We start from the raw sequence: 16,388 nt of genomic DNA, 5'->3' as shown, positions 1-16,388 counted from the left end.
TTTGGGTTTCGGGAAAGGGTGGGCGGGTAAAGCCCTTCCGGCCTCGCGGGCTCGGCCACCTCCCCTGTGAGGGGAGGCTTTTGCGCGGGCGAAGCCCGCGATAAAAGGCTCCCCACGCAGTGGGGAGCTGGACGAGCGACAGCGAGACCTGAGGGGCTTTGGCTGTTTGCGGTCTGTTTCTTACTTTCCCGCAATCGCGTCTGCGATGTGACCGGCGACGGCATCCTTGCTCTGGAGGGGCAGCTCGGTGACGCCCTGGGCGGTGATGATGGTCACAACGTTCGTGTCCACGCCGAAGCCTGCGCCGGGCACCTTCAGGTTGTTGGCCACGATCATATCCATGTTCTTCTTGTGCAGCTTGGCCGTGCTGTTTTCAATCAAGTCGCGGGTCTCCATCGAGAAGCCGCAGACAAACAGCTTTTCCGGCTTATGCGCACCGACCCAGGCTAAAATATCGTCGGTGCGTTCCAGAGCAATATTCATCTCGCCGTCGTGCTTTTTGACCTTGTCCGCGGCGACAGTGGCTGGGCGGTAGTCGGCCACGGCGGCGGCCATGACGAGGGCGTCAGCGTCCATGGCGTTTGCCTTGACGGCCTCAAACAGGTCGGCGGCGGTGGTGAACGGAACGGTCTTTACAAACGGCACGGGCGGCAGCGTGCAGCCGGTGGACGCCAGCAGCGTGACGTCTGCGCCGCGCAGCATACAGGCGCGGGCCACGGCGTAGCCCATCTTGCCGGTGGAGTGGTTCGTCAGGTAGCGCACGGGGTCCATCGGCTCCTGCGTGGCACCGGCAGAGACGACGACCTTTTTGCCTTTAAGGTCTTTCGCGCAGGCCAGCTCCCGCAGGACGTAGTCAACCAGCATACCCTCATCGGGCAGACGGCCCGAGCCGACGTCGCCGCAGGCCAGCATACCGGAGCCGGACGGGATGACCGTGAAGCCGTAGTGCTCCAGCGTTTTGAGGTTATCCTGGGTGATGGGGTTTTCGAGCATGTGGGTGTTCATGGCGGGCGCGACCAGCTTGGGGCAGGTCGCGGCCAGCGTGACGGTGGTCAGCATGTCGTCGGCCTGACCGTGGGCCAGCTTGGCGATGACGTTGGCCGTGGCCGGGGCGATGAGCATCAAATCTGCCGCGTTGGCAAGGCTGATATGGGCCACATCGTACTGGAAGTTGCGGTCAAACGTATCGACCTGGCAGCGGCGGCGGGTCAGCGTCTCAAACACCAGCGGCGAGATAAACTCGGTGGCGTTTTTCGTCATAAGAACGTGTACATCCGCGCCCAGCTTGACGAGTGCATGCGCCACGTTGGGCATTTTGTAGGCGGCAATGCCCCCGGTGATGCCGAGGACAACGGTTTTATTTTTTAACAGCATTTGTAAGGTCACACCCCTGCTAAACAAATAATAAATAAGAAATAAAAAATAATAAATGATGTGGAGTTTTTGCCTTTGGCAAAAACGAAATTGCTCTGCGTGTATTATAGCAGATTGACGCCCCGTATGCAAATGCGTATAATATTTTTGAGCGGTGCGCAGCGCCGCGATCCACCATATTTGTTATTTATTATTTTTTATTTCTTATTTTATAAAAGGATAGATTATGGTTTTAGCAGTTGACATCGGCAACTCCAACATCTGCATTGGCGGGCTGGACGGGGCGGACCACCGCACCATTGCGTTCACGACCCGCATGGTCACCCGCCCCCGCTGCACCGAGGACGAGTACGCCGCCGAGATGAAATTTCTGCTGCAGCGCCTGCCTGTGGACCCCACCGCCTGTGAGGGCGTTATTGTGTGCAGCGTCGTGCCACGCCTGACCGGCGTGCTGGCCGCCGCCTGCAAGCGGCTGACCGGGCGCGAGGCGCTGATTGTGAATTACACGCTGGACACCGGACTGACCTTCGCCGTGGACGAGCCCGCCAAGGTGGGCCGGGACCGCATCGCTGATGCCGCTGCGGCAGCGGAGCACTATCCCCTGCCCTGCATGACCGTGGATCTGGGCACGGCGACAACATACAACGTTATATCGGACAAAAAGGTGTTTTTGGGCGGGTTCATCGTGCCCGGCGTGCAGACGAGCCTGCGGGCCATCAGCGCGGGCACGGCGCAGCTGCCGCCCATCGCGCCCGAGCCGCCGGAGCATCTGATTGGCGCGAACACCGTCGCCGCGCTGAACAACGGGGCCATGTTCGGCACCGCCGCCATGCTGGACGGGTTAGCGGACCGCGTTGAGGCCGAGCTGGGCCAGCCGCTGACCGTGGTCGCCACCGGCGGGTTAGCGCCGTACATTATGCCCTGCTGCAAGCGGAAGATCATCTATGACGCTGATTTGCTGTTCAAGGGGCTGGCACTGATCTGGGAGAGGAACGGGAAATGAATCGACTGTATAAAGTTTTAAAGACCGCCGTCTGGTGTGTGATCGGCGTGTTTTTGGGCGTGACGGGCTACACCTGCTGGGACTATCACGCCCATCCCGGGCTGTATGCGCTGCAATCCGCACCGTGGTATACGAGCATCCAGATTCACGCCGTGTTTACCGCGGTGGTGGTCGGCGTGCTGCTGGCTGGGATGTGGTTTTTGAAGCGGCGGATGAAGTAGCCTGCTGTTTGTGGGCGGTTTGCGACGGCGGAAGGTGCCCGGGCGGCATGTATGCCGCCCCTACGACTATCGAGAACGGGCGTATGCGTTCCGCGGAGCGTCGCGGACGCCAACCCCTGCGACGTAGGGGCGGATTCCATATCCGCCCGGGGTGTTTGCGGCGGCGGAAGATGGATGCGGAGCGGTCAAGACCGCTCCCTACGGGGCTTCTTGGAGCGGCTGCCTGTTGATTCTGCCGGTTTGTAGGGGCGAACATTGTTCGCCCCTACGAGGCACTTTTTTGGCAACCTGCGGGCGCACACTGTGCGCCCCTACACAGCACTTTTTGGTAACCTCCGGGCCGGGCATGCCCGGCCCCTACCGCACGATGATATTAAAAAAGCACAAAAAGCCGCAGCTATGCGTTTTCTGCACAGCTGCGGCTTTATTTACACTCTTTTATGCGCTCACATATCCGGCGTCACGGGCACGGCACCGTAGTTGCGGATGTTCAGGACGTGGCAGCTGCCTTCGCCGAAGCAGCCGTCGATGGCGGCCTTGTAGGCGTCCAGCAGGTCAACGGGCACAAACGCCTGAATGGTGCCGGCAAAGCCGCCGCCCTGCAGACGCCACGCGCCGCGGCCATTCAGCACGCGCTGGCTCAAGGCCAGGGCCACAGGCACGCCCTGCTCCTTCGGGTTCTTGATGCTGTAGGCGTTCTGGTTGAACTCAAAGCTGGAGTGACCGCCCTCGATAATCAGGCGCAGGAACGTTTCAAAATCGTCCTCGCGCACGGCGTCGCAGAGCTGGGCGGCGCGGCGGCAGTCGTTGTAGAAGTGCATCGCACGCACGACGGCGCGGTCCCCCACGGCCTTGCGCAGCTTGGGCAGAGCCTTGTAGAACTCGTCTTCATCGACCTCGCGCAGGACCTTTTTGCCGAACTGCTCGGCCACACTCTCCATCTCACGGCGGATGGCGGCATAGTCGTCGGTCAGGTCGGCGTGGCTGCCCTTCGTATCGCTGATGCACATGACAAAGCCGTGCTTTGCCAGATCAATGGCGGTCTGGCCGACCACCGGGTGGGCCGGGTCCTTGAAGTCGATGGTGATAACGCCGCCGACGGCGCAGGCGGTCTGGTCCATCAGACCGCAGGGCTTGCCAAAGAAGACGTTCTCGGCATACTGGCCGATCTGGGCGATCTTGACCTGGTTGAACTTCTCCATGTCATTGTTGTTGTACTCGCCGCGCAGGATGGCACCGATGCAGACCTCAAAGGCTGCGGAGCTGGACAGACCGGAGCCGCGCAGCACGTTGCTGGTGGTGTAGCAATCAAAGCCGCCCACCTTGCCGCCTGCATCCACAATGCCTTTGGCGACGCCGCGGATCAGGGACGCGGAATGCTCGGCCTCGCGCGGCTGCGGGACGAGGTTGGTGACATCGACATCGTCAATTTTGTCAAAGCCCAGGGACTTGACGCGGATGACATTTTCCTCATTCGGGGAGACGACGGCCACCATATCCAGGTTGACAGAGCCTGCCAGCACCACGCCGTTGTTGTGGTCGGTGTGGTTGCCGCCGATCTCGGTGCGGCCCGGGGCGGAATAGAGGCGCACCGTGCGGTCGGTGCCGTATTTCTTTTCAAATTCGTCAATCAGGTCGGTATAGCGCTTGCGCTGCTCCTGCACGGCGTCTGCACCGTACAGCTTGGCAAAGGCGGCGTCGTATTCGCCCTGTGCGATCTGCTGTTTGAGTTCAATGGTATTTGCCATGATTCCACTCACCTTTCCTGTCGGGCGGCTCTTTTCGTAGATATGCACAAATTGAGCCTTATGTTTTTAGGCAGACAGCCAAAGGAGCGGCTCTCTGCGGGTTTCTTGTTTTCAGTATAGCAAATCCTGCAAAAAAAGCAAACATTTTTTCCGCCTCTTTTATGGACTTTTGATGAATAGCTTGGTATAATGAAAATATCACACGAGCGAGGTGCCGCCATGACCATCAATGAGATGAAGCAATCCTACAAGCAGAGCTACACCGACAACGTCGAGCTCTCGATTTTTAACTGCGGGCATGAATACTGCCAGCCGGGCCATACCTGGGGTCCCGGCGTGCGCGACCACTACCTGATCCATCTGGTGGTGGCGGGCAAGGGTGTGTATCAGGTCAACGGGGCCTCGCACACGCTGCAGGAGGGCGATCTGTTCTTGGCCAAGCCGAACCAGCTCATCACCTACGCCGCCGACGAGACCGACCCGTGGGAGTACTACTGGGTCGGCTTCAACGGCGCATGTGCCAACAAGCTGGTGCAGCAGACGCCGTTCTCCGACGCGCACCCCGTACACCACTGCAAGGACCCGCAGACCGTGCGGGAGGCGCTGTACAACATCTACCTGTCCCGCGGGCCGGAGCCGCAGTGCGAGGCCCTGATGACGGGCTATCTGTATATCTTTATGGCGCACCTGATGAAGGAGGCCCGCGAGGCGATGCCTAACGTGGGCTCGTCCAGCAGCCAGTACGTGCTGGCCGCCATCAAGTATATCCAGTTCAACTACTCGCATGATATTTCGGTGGACGATATTGCCAAGGCCGTCGGCGTCAGCCGCAGCCACCTGTACCGCGTGTTCATGTCGAACGTCGGGCAGAGCCCCATTGACTACCTGACAAGCTACCGCATCAGCGAGGCGTGCAGCCTGCTGAAGAATTCCAGCCTGTCGATTGCGGAAATTGCCGTATCTGTGGGCTTTTTTGACCAGTTCTATTTTTCCCGCGTGTTCAAAAAGGTCAAGGGCGTGCCGCCAAGCAAGTACCTGGCCACGCTGGAGAAGGAGGGCCCTGCCGCACCGCAGGCCATCAACCCGTAACATTTCCCGCACTATTTATAAGGAGCAGACATGCCTTTTACGAAAAATCAGATCATTACTCTGGAGATCGAAGCGCTCTCCAATGACGGAAACGGCGTGGCCCACAAGGACGGTCAGGCCGTTTTTGTGCCGCTGACCGCCCCCGGCGACGTGGCCGAGGTGCGCATTGTCAAGCCGATGAAAACCTATGCCTTTGGCCGCGTGGAGAAGCTGCTGACCGCCGGGCCGGGCCGCATCAAACAGGACTGCCCTGTGGCCGGACCCTGCGGTGGCTGCGGGCTGCGGCATATCAGTTATGAGGCCGAGTGCGCCGCCAAGACCCAGTTTGTACGGGACGCCTTTGCGCGGCTGGGCAAGCTGGACGTACCGGTGCTGGACGTGCTGGGCGCACCCGACACGGACCGCTACCGCAACAAGGTCCAGCTGCCCGTAGGCACCGACGAGAACGGGCATATTGTGACCGGCTTTTTTGCCGGGCGCAGCCACCGCATTGTGGCCTGCACCGACTGCAAGCTGCAGCCCGCGTGGATGAACGAATTGGCTGCCCGCGCCTGTGCGCTGCTGGAGGAGAACGGCATCACCGCCTACAACGAGGAGACCCACACAGGCCGCGTGCGCCATTTGTACATGCGTCAGGGCTGGCACAGCGGGCAGCGGCTTTTGTGCTTTGTGGTGAACGGCAACGGCCTGCCGAACGAGGCGGAAATTTGCGCCACACTGCAAAAAGAGTTTGCTTTAACGACAATTTTGGTCAACCGCAACAGTGAGCGGACGAACGTTATTTTGGGCCGCAGGACCCGCACTGTGCTGGGCCCCGGCGTCATTGAAGACACGCTGGCCGGTGTGCCGTTGCGGATGGGTGTGCATGAATTTTACCAGGTCAACACCCCCGCCGCCGAGGTGCTCTACGCCAAGGCGCGGGAGTACGCCGGGCTGAAGCCGGACGATTTTTTGCTGGACCTGTACTGCGGCATGGGCACGATCGGGCTTTCGATGCTGGCGGACTGCAAGCGCTTAGTCGGCGTTGAGGTCGTGCCGCAGGCTGTCGAGGGCGCGAAGGAGACCGCCGCGCGGCTGGGACTGGACGCGGACAGAGCGGACTTCCGCTGTCAGGATGCCGGTGCAGCCGCGGCCCAGCTCGCCGCCGAGGGTGCGCGTCCCGACGTGATCGTCGTAGACCCGCCCCGCAAGGGCTGCGACGAGGCGGCCCTGACCGCCATCGCCGAGATGGCCCCGCGGACCGTGGTCATGGTCAGCTGCAACGCCGCAACAGCGGCAAGGGATGCCAAGTGGCTGACCGAGCACGGGTATAAAGCCGTGGAGGTCCAGCCGGTGGATCTGTTCCCGAGGACGAAGCACGTGGAGTGTGTCGTGAAACTAGTCTGGGAATGAGACAGCACCTAGGGGTTTTGTTTTCACCTTGTCGGCCACCTCGTACCGAGGAAGTATGAGTGGTTGGAGAGGATTTGAATAATAAGGAGTTTCCTACATGAACCAGGAAATCAGCAGGCGCATATCCTTTCTGGGGTTTGTGATGACCTGCGGCATCGTTCTCTATCACTGCGGCCCTTCCCCGGCTGTTCCGTCCGTTGGGTTGGACCAGGTATGTTTTGATGCCATATCAAACTTCTTCACAAATACCGCGACACTTGCCATGTCCTATTTTTTTGCAGTGACTGGCTATTTGCTGTTTCTGAATTTATCGCTGCGCGGCTGGGCCGGTAAGGTCAAGCGCCGCACTTTTTCGCTGTTGGTTCCCTATCTGGCGTGGCAGTGTTTGACTTTTGCGGTCAATCTGCTGCACCATGAGGCCATGACCAAACGCGAATTTCTGAAAACGACCTTTCTTCTTGACCAATGGCCGCCGGATGGCGCACTGTGGTATCTCTATGCGGTCTTTCTGCTGGCATTGCTTGCCCCTGTTGTTCTGCTTATTTACGAACGTGCAGGTCGTTGTCTTGGCTTTTGCCTTACGTTCGCGGCAATTTTGTTTTTCTACTGGCTGCAATCCGCAGATTTTGTCTCGGCTTTCTGCCAATATAGCTATGTCAATAATATTTTGCGCTATATGCCGTCCTATCTTTTGGGCGCTTACTTCGGATTTTATTGCGCACAGGCATCGGAGATAGATAATCTACGCTTTCTGTTGGCTGCGCTTTTGGCTGCATTTGCTGCCGACGCCGTGTTTTCTGGCTTTTTCTCGCTCATAACGCTGCAAGTACTTCCGCTGTTCGCGCTGTTCTTATTGCCTATGCCGGAGTCCCTGTGTGACAGAAAAGTCTATCACTTGTCGTTCCTTGTGTACGCTCTGCATCAGCCATTGCTCAAGCACCTCTTGCATCCGATCCGCGATTTGATGTACGTGGTATACCAGGCTTCGCCTGCCACACTCATCAATGGACTGGGACGTGTGTTGTATCTGCTTGCTATTTTGTGCCTGGCCTGGTCGCTGCATACCATGCTTTCTCGGTTCTGCCCGAAAGCACTGGATGTGCTGACCGGCGGACGGAAGTAGTATTTGTTCAAACTCTATTCCCCGCTTGTTCACGATTTGCCCATATTTGTGTGCCATAATAGTACGATGAAAACAATGCGGCTTTGCCGCAAAAAGGTGGTTTTTACATGAAAGGCTGGTTTCAGCGGTTTATGGCGGGCCGATATGGGTTCGACCAGTTCGGCGGTTTCCTGTGTATTTCGTCGCTTATCCTTATTGTCATCGGCGCGTGGGTGTCGCCGGTGCTGTACTGGCTGGGGCTGGTGGCCATCGTCTACAGCTATTTCCGCATTTTGAGCCGCAACACCCGCAAGCGGTACAGTGAAAACCTCAAATATCTCTCCTACCAGAACCGCGTTACCACGTGGTTTGGCAAGCAGCAGGTGCGGTTCAAGCAGCGCAAGGACTATCACTATTACCGCTGCCCCCAGTGCGGCCAGCAGCTGCGCGTGCCCCGCGGGCGTGGCAAGATCAGCATCACCTGCCCGAAGTGCGGCCATCAGTTCATCAAAAAGAGTTGACGCGCGATGTTCGGATATGTTACGCTTTACCGTAAAGGTCTGGCAGACGCCGAGATGGACCGCTACCAGGCTTACTACTGCGGGCTGTGCCGGACGCTGGGCCGCCGCTACGGACGCACCGGACAGTTGGCATTAAGCTATGACATGGCGTTTGTCGCCATTCTGCTGACAGCACTGTATGACACGCCCACAGCCTTTTCCGAGGGCCGCTGTGTGCCCCACCCACTGAAAAAACGCCCCCGCGCGGACAACGAGCTGCTGGACTACGCCGCCGACATGACCGCCGCGCTGGCGTACTACAACTTTCTCGATGACTGGCAGGACGATCACCGCCGCGCCAGTCTGACGCAGGCGCAAAAGCTGGAGCCAAGCCTGCCCGCCCTGCGGGAGCGCTGGCCGCGCCAGCTGCAGACCATGGCCGCACAGCTGGACAGGCTGAATACGCTGGAAAGCGCCGGCAGCCACAATTTGGACGCGCTGTGCAACGCCTTTGGCGCACTGCTGGGCGAGGTGTTCGCCTGCCGCGACGACATCTGGGCCCCGGCGCTGCGCGGCATGGGCAATGGGCTGGGGGCGTTCATCTACCTGATGGACGCCTACGACGATCTGGAAAAGGACAGCCGCCGCGGGCAGTTCAACGCCCTGCGGCAGTTGGCGGACGAGCTGCCGCCCGCCGCCTATGAGCAGCGCTGCCACGAGCTTTTGACCCAGCAGATGGGCCGCTGCGCACAGCAGTTTGAGATGCTGCCGATTTTAAAGGACACCCCGGAGGGGAAGCTATTGTACAACACGATCTATTCCGGCGTGTGGAGCAAATACGCGCTGGTACGCAAGCACAGGGAGGCAAAGCGCCATGACTGATCCATACAGTGTATTGGGCATCACCCCCAGTGCCGACGACGAAACGATTAAAAAAGCCTACCGCAAAAAATGCAAGGAGTACCACCCCGACCTGCACCCCGATGACCCGTCGGCGGAGGAGCACTTTAAAGAGGTGCAGGCCGCTTACAGCGAGATCATGCGCATCAAGCAGGGCGGCGGGGCGTCTTACAGTGCTGGCGGGCAGCGCTATGGCAGCAGCCAGAGCGGCTACAGCCAACAGTATCAGGACCCGTTCAGCGGGGCCGGGTTTGGCTTTGGACCGTTCGGGTTTGGGTATTACAGCACAAGCGGCTCGTCCGGGCGGCAGAGCTACGGCAGCGCTGCCGGTGACCCAGAGCTGCGTGCCGCGGCAAACTACATCCGCAGCGGCTTCTATGAGGAGGCCATGAACACGCTGAACGGCATCCCCACTGCCAACCGCACGGCCCAGTGGCACTACTACGCCGCGCTGGCCAATCAGGGGCTTGGCAACAACATCCGCGCGCAGGAGGAGGCCCGGACAGCGGTCTCGATGGAGCCGAACAACTACGCTTATCAAAACCTGCTGGATCAGCTGCAAAGCCCGGGCCGCAGCTACACAAGCTACCAGCAGCCCTACGCCCAGCCCAGCGGCAGCCCGGGGTCTTTCTGTCTGTCGTTCTGGATGTATTTATTGGTGTGCAATATTTTGAGCTGGTGCTGCTGCGGCGGCAGAGGCGGATTCTTTATCTGCTGATTTACACGTAGGGGCCGGGCATGCCCGGCCCGCGGCTTTCCCGCAGTTGGGCGGTTATCTTCAGGCTGCGGGCCGCATATATGCGGCCCCTACAAAGCAATATAGGAAAAGCGCTGTGACTGTTTGAAAAGGTCACAGCGCTTTTGTTGTTGTTTTGTAGGGGAGGGATTTTTCTCTCCCGGGGCGTTGGCGGCGGTGGGAAGGTGCACGGGAGACATGAATGTCTCCCCCTACAAACCGTCCGTTTACCCGCATCCGACAATTTACGGGAAATTTTGTAGGGAGGGGTCTTGACCCCTCCAGGGCGTTGGTTTCTGCCGCAGAGCTGCACGGAGCGGTCAAGACCGCTCCCTACAAAGCTGTTTTTTACAGCATCCTGTCCAAAAGCGGCATTAAAATTTCTATGTTTTGACAAAACTGCGGGTAGAAGTCGTCGCCGAGCTCGTAGTCGTAGTAGAGGGCACGCTCCATACGCCTGACAGCGGCGGAGAAACGGGGGTTATCCGTGCCGCCCGCGGCCTGTAACCGGTGGGAAAGCTGCGTGCAGACGATGGCCCAGCGGGCATCCACCCCCGCGCGGTCCAGCACGGCGGAATCCTGCAGATAGTCCTGCAGCGTCCGTGCCTCCCCTGCCCGCGCACCGCAAAGCGGCGTCTGTACGTAATATTCCGTCTGCGCTGTCACCGTGTCGATGCTCTGCCCCAGCGGGTAGAGCGCACAGGCCAGCGGGCGCGCGGCGTGGATGGTGCAGGCGCTGCCCTCAAAAAAGCGGCAGTTGCCGGTTTTGGGGTCCGGCGTCAGGCGCAGGGCGGGCAGGCAGCTTTCAGGCGCAAGGTAGCTTTTGCAGAACGCCGCCGCCACGATACGGGGCGGCAAGCTAAGCCGCCGCGCAATGCGGTAGAGGTCATACCCCGACAGCACCAGATCGCGCCTCTGGCGGCAGCAGTCGCCGCAGCCCGCACAGGCAAAGTCAAAGCGGTCCCCTGCCGCCAGCCGCGGGCAGTCGTCCCAGTGTTCGCCGCAGCGGCCCGGCTCAACGGCTGGCATCACATCTGCACCTCACCGGCGTAGGGCTGGCCGTGGGCGTAGGCGTCCAGCGCCTCAAACGGGCTCTGCACCATGCTGGCGACATTGACGTCGGTGTAAAACGCCGTGTGCGGGCTGACAATGACATTGGGATAGCTGCGCAACAGGTTCAGTTCGCGGTTCGGGATGGCCTGCCCCATGCGGTTGTAATAGTAAATACCGGTCTCATCCTCAATGACGTCGAGGCCCGCGCCGCCGATCTTACCGCTTTCCAGCCCGGCGATCAGCGTGTCGGGGTCAATGAGCGTGCCCCGCGCCGTGTTGACGAGCAGCACGCCGTCCTTCATTTTTGCAAGGGCGCCGGCGTTGATGAGGTGGTGGTTTTCCGCCGTGGCGTTCGTGTGCAGCGTGATAATGTCACTTTGCGCGTAAAGCTCGTCCAGCGTGACGTAGTCGGCGTACTGCCTGACCGCGTCGTTCGGGTAGAGGTCGTAGGCCAAAATCTTGCAGCCGAAGCCGCTCAGGTGGCGGATGACCGTCTGGCCGATCTTGCCCGTACCGATGACGCCCACCGTGCAGCCGGAAATATCGCGGCCCATCTTGCCGGGCAGCGAGTAGTCCTGCACATTGGCGCGCAGCATGATTTCGTTCATGCGGCGGGTACACATCAGCATGAGCATGATCGTATAGTTGGCCACGCCGTCCGGCGGGTAGTGGCTGTGGCTGATGCGCAGACCCAGCTTTTTGGCGGTGTCCAGCGGGATATGATCATAGCCGATGCTGCGGCAAGGCAGATATTTGACGCCCATTTCAGCCCATGTCTGCAAATATTCAGGGCGTATCTCGCAGGGGTTCGTGCTGACGGCGTCGCAGCCCTCGGCCAGATGCAGGTTATCCGGGCGCGGCACGTCGGGCGTGCCGGTGTAGTCGATGCCGTAGCGGGCTTTGTAGGGCTCGCAGTATTGCTGCTCATCAAAGGGGCGCAGCGCGTAAAACATGATTTTCATGCTTTGTCATCTCCTGTTACAGGTGAAAATCAAAGGTTTCGGCCAGCCAGTCCGTGCAGAGGGCCACCCAGGCGCTGTTATGCTTGTTGGGGGTGTTGACCTCCCGCGTGCAGGTACTTGTGCCGTGGCCGTCGTGGGCGAAAAGATGCAGCTCCAGCGGGACCTTATGGGCTGTCAGCGCACCGGCAAGCATCAAAGAGTTCTGCACGGGGACGGACGGGTCCTCCACCGTATGCCAGACGAAGAAGGGCGGCAGACCGTCGCGGACCTGGTTTTCCAGGCTCATTGTGGCGCGCAGGTCGGCGTCATCGCCGCAGAGGTTGACAAGGGAGCCGTCGTGGCGGTATTTCCCCGCCGTGATGACCGGATAGCCCAGCACAACGGCATCGGGGCGGGCCTCGGTGCCGTGGATGCCAAGGGCGGTCTGCACAGGCTCGGCGTCCCACAGGATGGCCGTGGACGCCGCCAGATGGCCGCCCGCCGAGAAGCCGCAGATGGCGATTTTCGCCGGGTCGATGCCGAACTGCTCTGCATTGCGGCGGATATGCAGGATCGCCCCGGCAGCATCGATCAGCGGCTGCCAACGCAGCGCGGGCACGGTCTCGTCACTTCGGCAGGTGTAATAGAGGGTAAAAACGTTGTAGCCAGCCTGCAGGAACTGCATGGCAACGGGGTCGGCCTCGCGTTTGCTGCACCAGGCGTAGCCGCCGCCCGGCAGGATGAGAATGGCCGGACGGGTGTTGAAGGCAGGCATCTCGACGGTCCTATCGCGCAGATACCCGATGAGCTGTGCGCCGCCGGGGAGAGTGTGGGTGTATATTAGCATGATGGATTCTTCTTTCTATGGTATTTCTATGGTAAGGGATCGTTTTTTGTCGGCAGGGCGTAGGGGCCGCCTATATGCGGCCCGCAGCTGTACGCAGGCAGACATTCACGGGCAAGCCCGCGGGCCGGGCATGCCCGGCCCCTACCGCGCTGTTTAACAGAATACCTTATACATTGTTAGCATACCGCAAATTCCCACGTTTGAAAAGCCCTGAATTTAAATTTTTTGTTAAAATGCTGTGCAAGGGTTGCACTTTATTAAAAAGAGTGCTAAACTAGCTTTAGCAGTTGAAATAAACGAGTGCTAATTTCATTTGTATAAAGTGAGGTTTTCTACCATGGCTATGCATCAGTTTAAGGCCGAGAGCAAAAAGCTGCTTGACCTGATGATCAATTCTATCTATACAAACCGAGAGATCTTCCTGCGTGAGCTGATCTCCAACGCATCGGACGCCTGCGACAAGCGCTACTTCAAGAGCCTGACCGACACGTCCATCGGCATCACGAAGGATGACCTGAAAATCCACATCCAGCCCGACAAGGACAGCCGCACGCTGACCATCACCGATAACGGCATCGGCATGACGAAGGAGGAGCTGGAGAAGAACCTCGGCACGATTGCCAGGTCCGGCTCCCTTGACTTCAAGACCGAGAACCAGAGCGATAACATCGACATCATCGGTCAGTTCGGCGTCGGCTTCTATTCCGCGTTCATGGTGGCCAAAAAGGTCACCGTCATCTCCCGCGCACAGGGCGCTGACACGGCCTGGAAGTGGGAGTCCACCGGCGTCGAGGGCTACACCCTGACCGAGGCTGACAAGGAGGACGTCGGCACCGAGATCATTCTGGTGCTGAAGGACGACACCGATACCGACAAGTACAGCGAGTACCTTGAGGATTACGAGCTTGCAAACCTCGTTAAGAAGTACAGCGACTACATCCGCTTCCCCATCACGATGTACCGTGAGAAATCCCGCCAGAAGCCGAAGCCGGAGGACGCGGGCGACGACTACAAGCCCGAGTACGAGACCTACACCGAGCTGGAAACGCTGAACAGCATGGTGCCCATCTGGAAGCGCCCGAAGAACGAGGTCAAGGACGAGGACTACAACGAGTTCTACAAGAACAAGTTTATGGACTACACCGACCCGCTGCGCGTCATCACCAGCCGCACCGAGGGTACGGCGACCTACACCGCGCTGCTGTTCATCCCCGGCTCGACCCCGTACGACTACTACACCAAGGAGTACGAGAAGGGTCTGGCGCTGTATGCCTCCGGCGTTATGATCATGGAGAAGTGTGCCGACCTGCTGCCGGATTATTTCAGCTTTGTGAAGGGTGTTGTGGACAGCGAGGATCTGAGTCTGAACATCAGCCGTGAGACGCTGCAGAAGGACAACCAGCTCAAGCTGATGCGCAATTCTCTGGAAAAGAAGATCAAGAACGAACTGCACGCGATGCTCATCAATGACCGCGAGAAGTATGAGACCTTCTGGAAGAACTTTGGCCGCCAGATCAAGTTCGGCATCTACGGCGACTACGGCATGCACAAGGATCTGCTGGGCGACCTGCTGATGTTCTACTCCGCCAAGGAGAAAAAGCTCGTCACGCTGGACGAGTACGTCGAGAAGATGCCCGAGGGTCAGAAGTGCATCTACTTTGCCGCCGGTGACGACACGGACCGTCTGGGCAAGCTGCCCAACGCCCAGCTGGTGTTGAGCAAGGGCTACGACCTGCTGCTCTGCACCGAGGATGTGGATGAGTTCTGCCTGCAGATGATGCGCGACTACAAGGAGAAGGAGTTTAAGAACATCAACTCCGGTGACCTGGGTCTGGAGACCGAGGACGAGAAGAAGGCCGCCGAGGCTGCCGAGACCGAGAACAAGGACCTGTTTGAGGAAATCAAGAAGGACCTGAACGGCAAGGTCAAAGAGGTCAAGGTCAATCCGACCCTGCAGGAGCACCCCGTCACCCTGTCTGCCGAGGGCGGTATCTCGATGGAGATGGAGAAGGTACTGCGCCGCATGCCCAACGCAGAGGGCGTCGAGAGCACGAAGGTGCTGGAGCTGAACCCGAACCACACGGTCTTTGCCGCCCTGAAGGCTGCCCACGCCGCGGGCGACACCGACAAGGTCGCCAAGTACGCCGAGTTGCTCTATGACCAAGCCCTGCTGATCGCCGGTCTGCCCATTGAGGACCCCGTTGCCTATGCACAGCTGGTGTGTGGGCTGATGCAGTAAAATCAGAATAACAGCCGCCCGCCCAGGTACGATGCCTGAGCGGGCGGCTGTTTTTTGATGGGGTAGCAGGGGCGGGCATGCCCGGCCTACCGGCTTCCGGCTGGCTGGTGCTTGTTGGAAGTTTTGTAGGGGGAGGCATTCATGCCTCTCCCCTACGCGGAAATATCTTTATGTATCCGACTTTTCCAGCTGCTTCAGCGTTTTGCCATCCTGTGTTTTCCATTCCACATAGCCGCTTGTGCTGGCTGCGCACACAAAGCTGGACGCACCGGAGGGTGTATTGAACAGCACATCCTCCTGCAAAACGCCGTTTTCATCAATCGCATTTTTATATTGCTCGCGCTTCTTTAAGACAAATTCCGGACAGCTTTTGGTTGGCTTCATCGAGAGCACGCTCCCCCTCTTCACCACAAAGCCGTCACTTGTGCGAATGGCTGTTGCCTGAACGCCGTTTTTCACACAGAGCAGTACCGGCCCTTCCGTCCCCACTGTATCCGTGCTTGTCGGCTCCACCAGCGGCACAAATACCTTATGCCCCAAAATACCTACTACAATTTTGGCGTAGTCAATGAAGTCCTCCAGCTCACTCTGCTTTTCCTCGGAAGGGTTCCCCTGCGCAGGGTCAACGCCATTCTTTACAGCATAGCGCTTTGCTTCCACGGCCAACTGATAGAAGCGGTGCTCAAGGTAGCTGATTTCCGTGGGGCCAAGGGAATCGTTAGAGGTGGTGATGGCAATAGCCTCTGTCCAGTAGTCCTTTTCCGGGCTGCCGTTGTGCTCCTGCAAGCGTTTGAGAATGCCTTCCCCATTTTTTCGGACGCTGGCCTGCCCAACATAGACAACGGATTGATCATGCTCCTCATCTTTGCCGAAAAGGAAGTACACACCTGTCTGCTTCAGTTCCTTCCGGTCCCTGCACAGGTCCAGCGCCGTGCGGGGAATTTTAAAGGCAAGGCCTGTCCAGTTTGCCAGCGTGCATTTTACGCGGCCGTTGACGCTCCCATCCATCAAGTACAGGTTCAGGCTTTTTCCTCGCGGCATAGCAGTTCTCTCCTATCTGTCATTTGATTCTAGTATAGAAGAATTTTTCTGCAAAAGCAATAAGGATTTTTGTTTTGCGCGGCTATGTATCCCGTACACGGGCGGCTATAGGAATGGTGAGGGCCGGGCATGCCCGGCCCCTACCGCTCTATATGATATAAAAATGCGCCCCTGCGGAATCTGTTTTCTGCAGGGGCGCAAT

At 58.9% G+C, this 16,388-nt stretch carries 15 protein-coding genes; 9 read left to right on the top strand and 6 right to left on the bottom strand.

Annotated elements, in window-relative coordinates; all coding sequences use genetic code 11:
- Positions 1-180: 180 nt before the first annotated feature.
- Positions 181-1,374 carry a bifunctional phosphopantothenoylcysteine decarboxylase/phosphopantothenate--cysteine ligase CoaBC gene (coaBC, locus tag B5D32_RS10410; protein WP_078784961.1) on the bottom strand — a complete coding sequence of 398 codons (1,194 nt, stop codon included), beginning with the start codon at positions 1,372-1,374 and terminating at the stop codon, positions 181-183.
- Positions 1,375-1,600: 226 nt separating this feature from the next.
- Between coaBC and B5D32_RS10405 the strand changes: the two genes are divergently transcribed.
- Both B5D32_RS10405 and B5D32_RS10400 read left to right on the top strand, forming a co-directional pair.
- Entirely contained in the window at positions 1,601-2,377 is a 777-nt protein-coding gene (locus B5D32_RS10405; RefSeq protein WP_078784960.1) for a type III pantothenate kinase, read from the top strand.
- Positions 2,374-2,598, top strand: a complete 225-nt coding sequence (locus B5D32_RS10400) for a hypothetical protein (protein WP_078784959.1) — start codon at positions 2,374-2,376, stop codon at positions 2,596-2,598. Before B5D32_RS10405 ends, B5D32_RS10400 begins: the two co-directional genes overlap by 4 nt.
- 446 nt (positions 2,599-3,044) lie before the next feature.
- On the opposite strand, the gene B5D32_RS10395 is transcribed toward B5D32_RS10400, so the two are convergent.
- Entirely contained in the window at positions 3,045-4,346 is a 1,302-nt protein-coding gene (locus tag B5D32_RS10395; protein ID WP_078784958.1) for a galactokinase, read from the bottom strand.
- A 219-nt stretch (positions 4,347-4,565) separates the two neighbouring features.
- Here B5D32_RS10395 and B5D32_RS10390 point away from each other — a divergent pair, with 219 nt between their 5' ends.
- From B5D32_RS10390 to B5D32_RS10365, 6 genes are all read left to right on the top strand, one after another.
- Positions 4,566-5,435, top strand: coding sequence for an AraC family transcriptional regulator (locus B5D32_RS10390; protein ID WP_078784957.1), 870 nt, complete (start codon positions 4,566-4,568; stop codon positions 5,433-5,435).
- A gap of 30 nt (positions 5,436-5,465) precedes the next feature.
- Positions 5,466-6,827, top strand: a complete 1,362-nt coding sequence (gene rlmD / locus B5D32_RS10385; protein WP_078784956.1) for a 23S rRNA (uracil(1939)-C(5))-methyltransferase RlmD — start codon at positions 5,466-5,468, stop codon at positions 6,825-6,827.
- Between the two features lie 97 nt (positions 6,828-6,924).
- On the top strand, positions 6,925-7,950 hold the full coding sequence (locus B5D32_RS10380) for an acyltransferase family protein (RefSeq protein ID WP_078784955.1): 1,026 nt from the start codon (positions 6,925-6,927) through the stop codon (positions 7,948-7,950).
- Positions 7,951-8,057: 107 nt separating this feature from the next.
- Entirely contained in the window at positions 8,058-8,450 is a 393-nt protein-coding gene (locus B5D32_RS10375) for a TFIIB-type zinc ribbon-containing protein (RefSeq protein WP_242943437.1), read from the top strand.
- Between the two features lie 6 nt (positions 8,451-8,456).
- Positions 8,457-9,311, top strand: a complete 855-nt coding sequence (locus tag B5D32_RS10370) for a DUF5685 family protein (protein WP_078784953.1) — start codon at positions 8,457-8,459, stop codon at positions 9,309-9,311.
- On the top strand, positions 9,304-10,047 hold the full coding sequence (locus B5D32_RS10365; protein WP_078784952.1) for a J domain-containing protein: 744 nt from the start codon (positions 9,304-9,306) through the stop codon (positions 10,045-10,047). The genes B5D32_RS10370 and B5D32_RS10365 overlap by 8 nt, the downstream gene beginning before the upstream one ends.
- A 366-nt stretch (positions 10,048-10,413) precedes the next feature.
- Here the strand turns inward: B5D32_RS10365 and B5D32_RS10360 are convergent, their stop codons facing one another.
- Genes B5D32_RS10360 through B5D32_RS10350 form a run of 3 tightly spaced genes read right to left on the bottom strand, consistent with a single transcriptional unit; the run spans position 10,414 to position 12,906 of the window.
- Complete coding sequence (locus B5D32_RS10360) at positions 10,414-11,094, bottom strand: YkgJ family cysteine cluster protein (RefSeq protein ID WP_078784951.1); 681 nt, start codon at positions 11,092-11,094, stop codon at positions 10,414-10,416.
- On the bottom strand, positions 11,094-12,080 hold the full coding sequence (locus tag B5D32_RS10355; RefSeq protein WP_078784950.1) for a D-isomer specific 2-hydroxyacid dehydrogenase family protein: 987 nt from the start codon (positions 12,078-12,080) through the stop codon (positions 11,094-11,096). The genes B5D32_RS10360 and B5D32_RS10355 overlap by 1 nt, the downstream gene beginning before the upstream one ends.
- Positions 12,081-12,096: 16 nt before the next feature.
- Positions 12,097-12,906 carry an alpha/beta hydrolase gene (locus B5D32_RS10350; protein ID WP_078784949.1) on the bottom strand — a complete coding sequence of 270 codons (810 nt, stop codon included), beginning with the start codon at positions 12,904-12,906 and terminating at the stop codon, positions 12,097-12,099.
- A 337-nt stretch (positions 12,907-13,243) separates the two neighbouring features.
- On the opposite strand from B5D32_RS10350, the gene htpG reads away from it, so the two are divergent.
- Positions 13,244-15,145, top strand: coding sequence for a molecular chaperone HtpG (htpG, locus tag B5D32_RS10345; protein WP_078784948.1), 1,902 nt, complete (start codon positions 13,244-13,246; stop codon positions 15,143-15,145).
- A 168-nt stretch (positions 15,146-15,313) separates the two neighbouring features.
- On the opposite strand, the gene B5D32_RS10340 is transcribed toward htpG, so the two are convergent.
- Positions 15,314-16,186 carry a GIY-YIG nuclease family protein gene (locus tag B5D32_RS10340; RefSeq protein WP_078784947.1) on the bottom strand — a complete coding sequence of 291 codons (873 nt, stop codon included), beginning with the start codon at positions 16,184-16,186 and terminating at the stop codon, positions 15,314-15,316.
- Positions 16,187-16,388 lie beyond the last annotated feature (202 nt).

Source organism: Gemmiger formicilis (genome assembly GCF_900167555.1).
In the GTDB taxonomy this organism is placed as follows: Bacteria; Bacillota; Clostridia; order Oscillospirales; family Ruminococcaceae; genus Gemmiger; species Gemmiger formicilis.
This window is presented reverse-complemented; position numbering and strand designations above follow the sequence as displayed.

What these genes read in the sequence shown, in the direction of transcription:
- B5D32_RS10360 (WP_078784951.1), bottom strand. Translation starts at nt 11,094, where the DNA reads ATGCCAGCCGTTGAGCCGGGCCGCTGCGGCGAACACTGGGACGACTGC.
- htpG (WP_078784948.1), top strand. Translation starts at nt 13,244, where the DNA reads ATGGCTATGCATCAGTTTAAGGCCGAGAGCAAAAAGCTGCTTGACCTG.
- B5D32_RS10395 (WP_078784958.1), bottom strand. Translation starts at nt 4,346, where the DNA reads ATGGCAAATACCATTGAACTCAAACAGCAGATCGCACAGGGCGAATAC.
- B5D32_RS10375 (WP_242943437.1), top strand. Translation starts at nt 8,058, where the DNA reads ATGAAAGGCTGGTTTCAGCGGTTTATGGCGGGCCGATATGGGTTCGAC.
- B5D32_RS10350 (WP_078784949.1), bottom strand. Translation starts at nt 12,906, where the DNA reads ATGCTAATATACACCCACACTCTCCCCGGCGGCGCACAGCTCATCGGG.
- B5D32_RS10390 (WP_078784957.1), top strand. Translation starts at nt 4,566, where the DNA reads ATGACCATCAATGAGATGAAGCAATCCTACAAGCAGAGCTACACCGAC.
- B5D32_RS10365 (WP_078784952.1), top strand. Translation starts at nt 9,304, where the DNA reads ATGACTGATCCATACAGTGTATTGGGCATCACCCCCAGTGCCGACGAC.
- B5D32_RS10340 (WP_078784947.1), bottom strand. Translation starts at nt 16,186, where the DNA reads ATGCCGCGAGGAAAAAGCCTGAACCTGTACTTGATGGATGGGAGCGTC.
- rlmD (WP_078784956.1), top strand. Translation starts at nt 5,466, where the DNA reads ATGCCTTTTACGAAAAATCAGATCATTACTCTGGAGATCGAAGCGCTC.
- B5D32_RS10380 (WP_078784955.1), top strand. Translation starts at nt 6,925, where the DNA reads ATGAACCAGGAAATCAGCAGGCGCATATCCTTTCTGGGGTTTGTGATG.
- coaBC (WP_078784961.1), bottom strand. Translation starts at nt 1,374, where the DNA reads ATGCTGTTAAAAAATAAAACCGTTGTCCTCGGCATCACCGGGGGCATT.
- B5D32_RS10405 (WP_078784960.1), top strand. Translation starts at nt 1,601, where the DNA reads ATGGTTTTAGCAGTTGACATCGGCAACTCCAACATCTGCATTGGCGGG.
- B5D32_RS10400 (WP_078784959.1), top strand. Translation starts at nt 2,374, where the DNA reads ATGAATCGACTGTATAAAGTTTTAAAGACCGCCGTCTGGTGTGTGATC.
- B5D32_RS10355 (WP_078784950.1), bottom strand. Translation starts at nt 12,080, where the DNA reads ATGAAAATCATGTTTTACGCGCTGCGCCCCTTTGATGAGCAGCAATAC.
- B5D32_RS10370 (WP_078784953.1), top strand. Translation starts at nt 8,457, where the DNA reads ATGTTCGGATATGTTACGCTTTACCGTAAAGGTCTGGCAGACGCCGAG.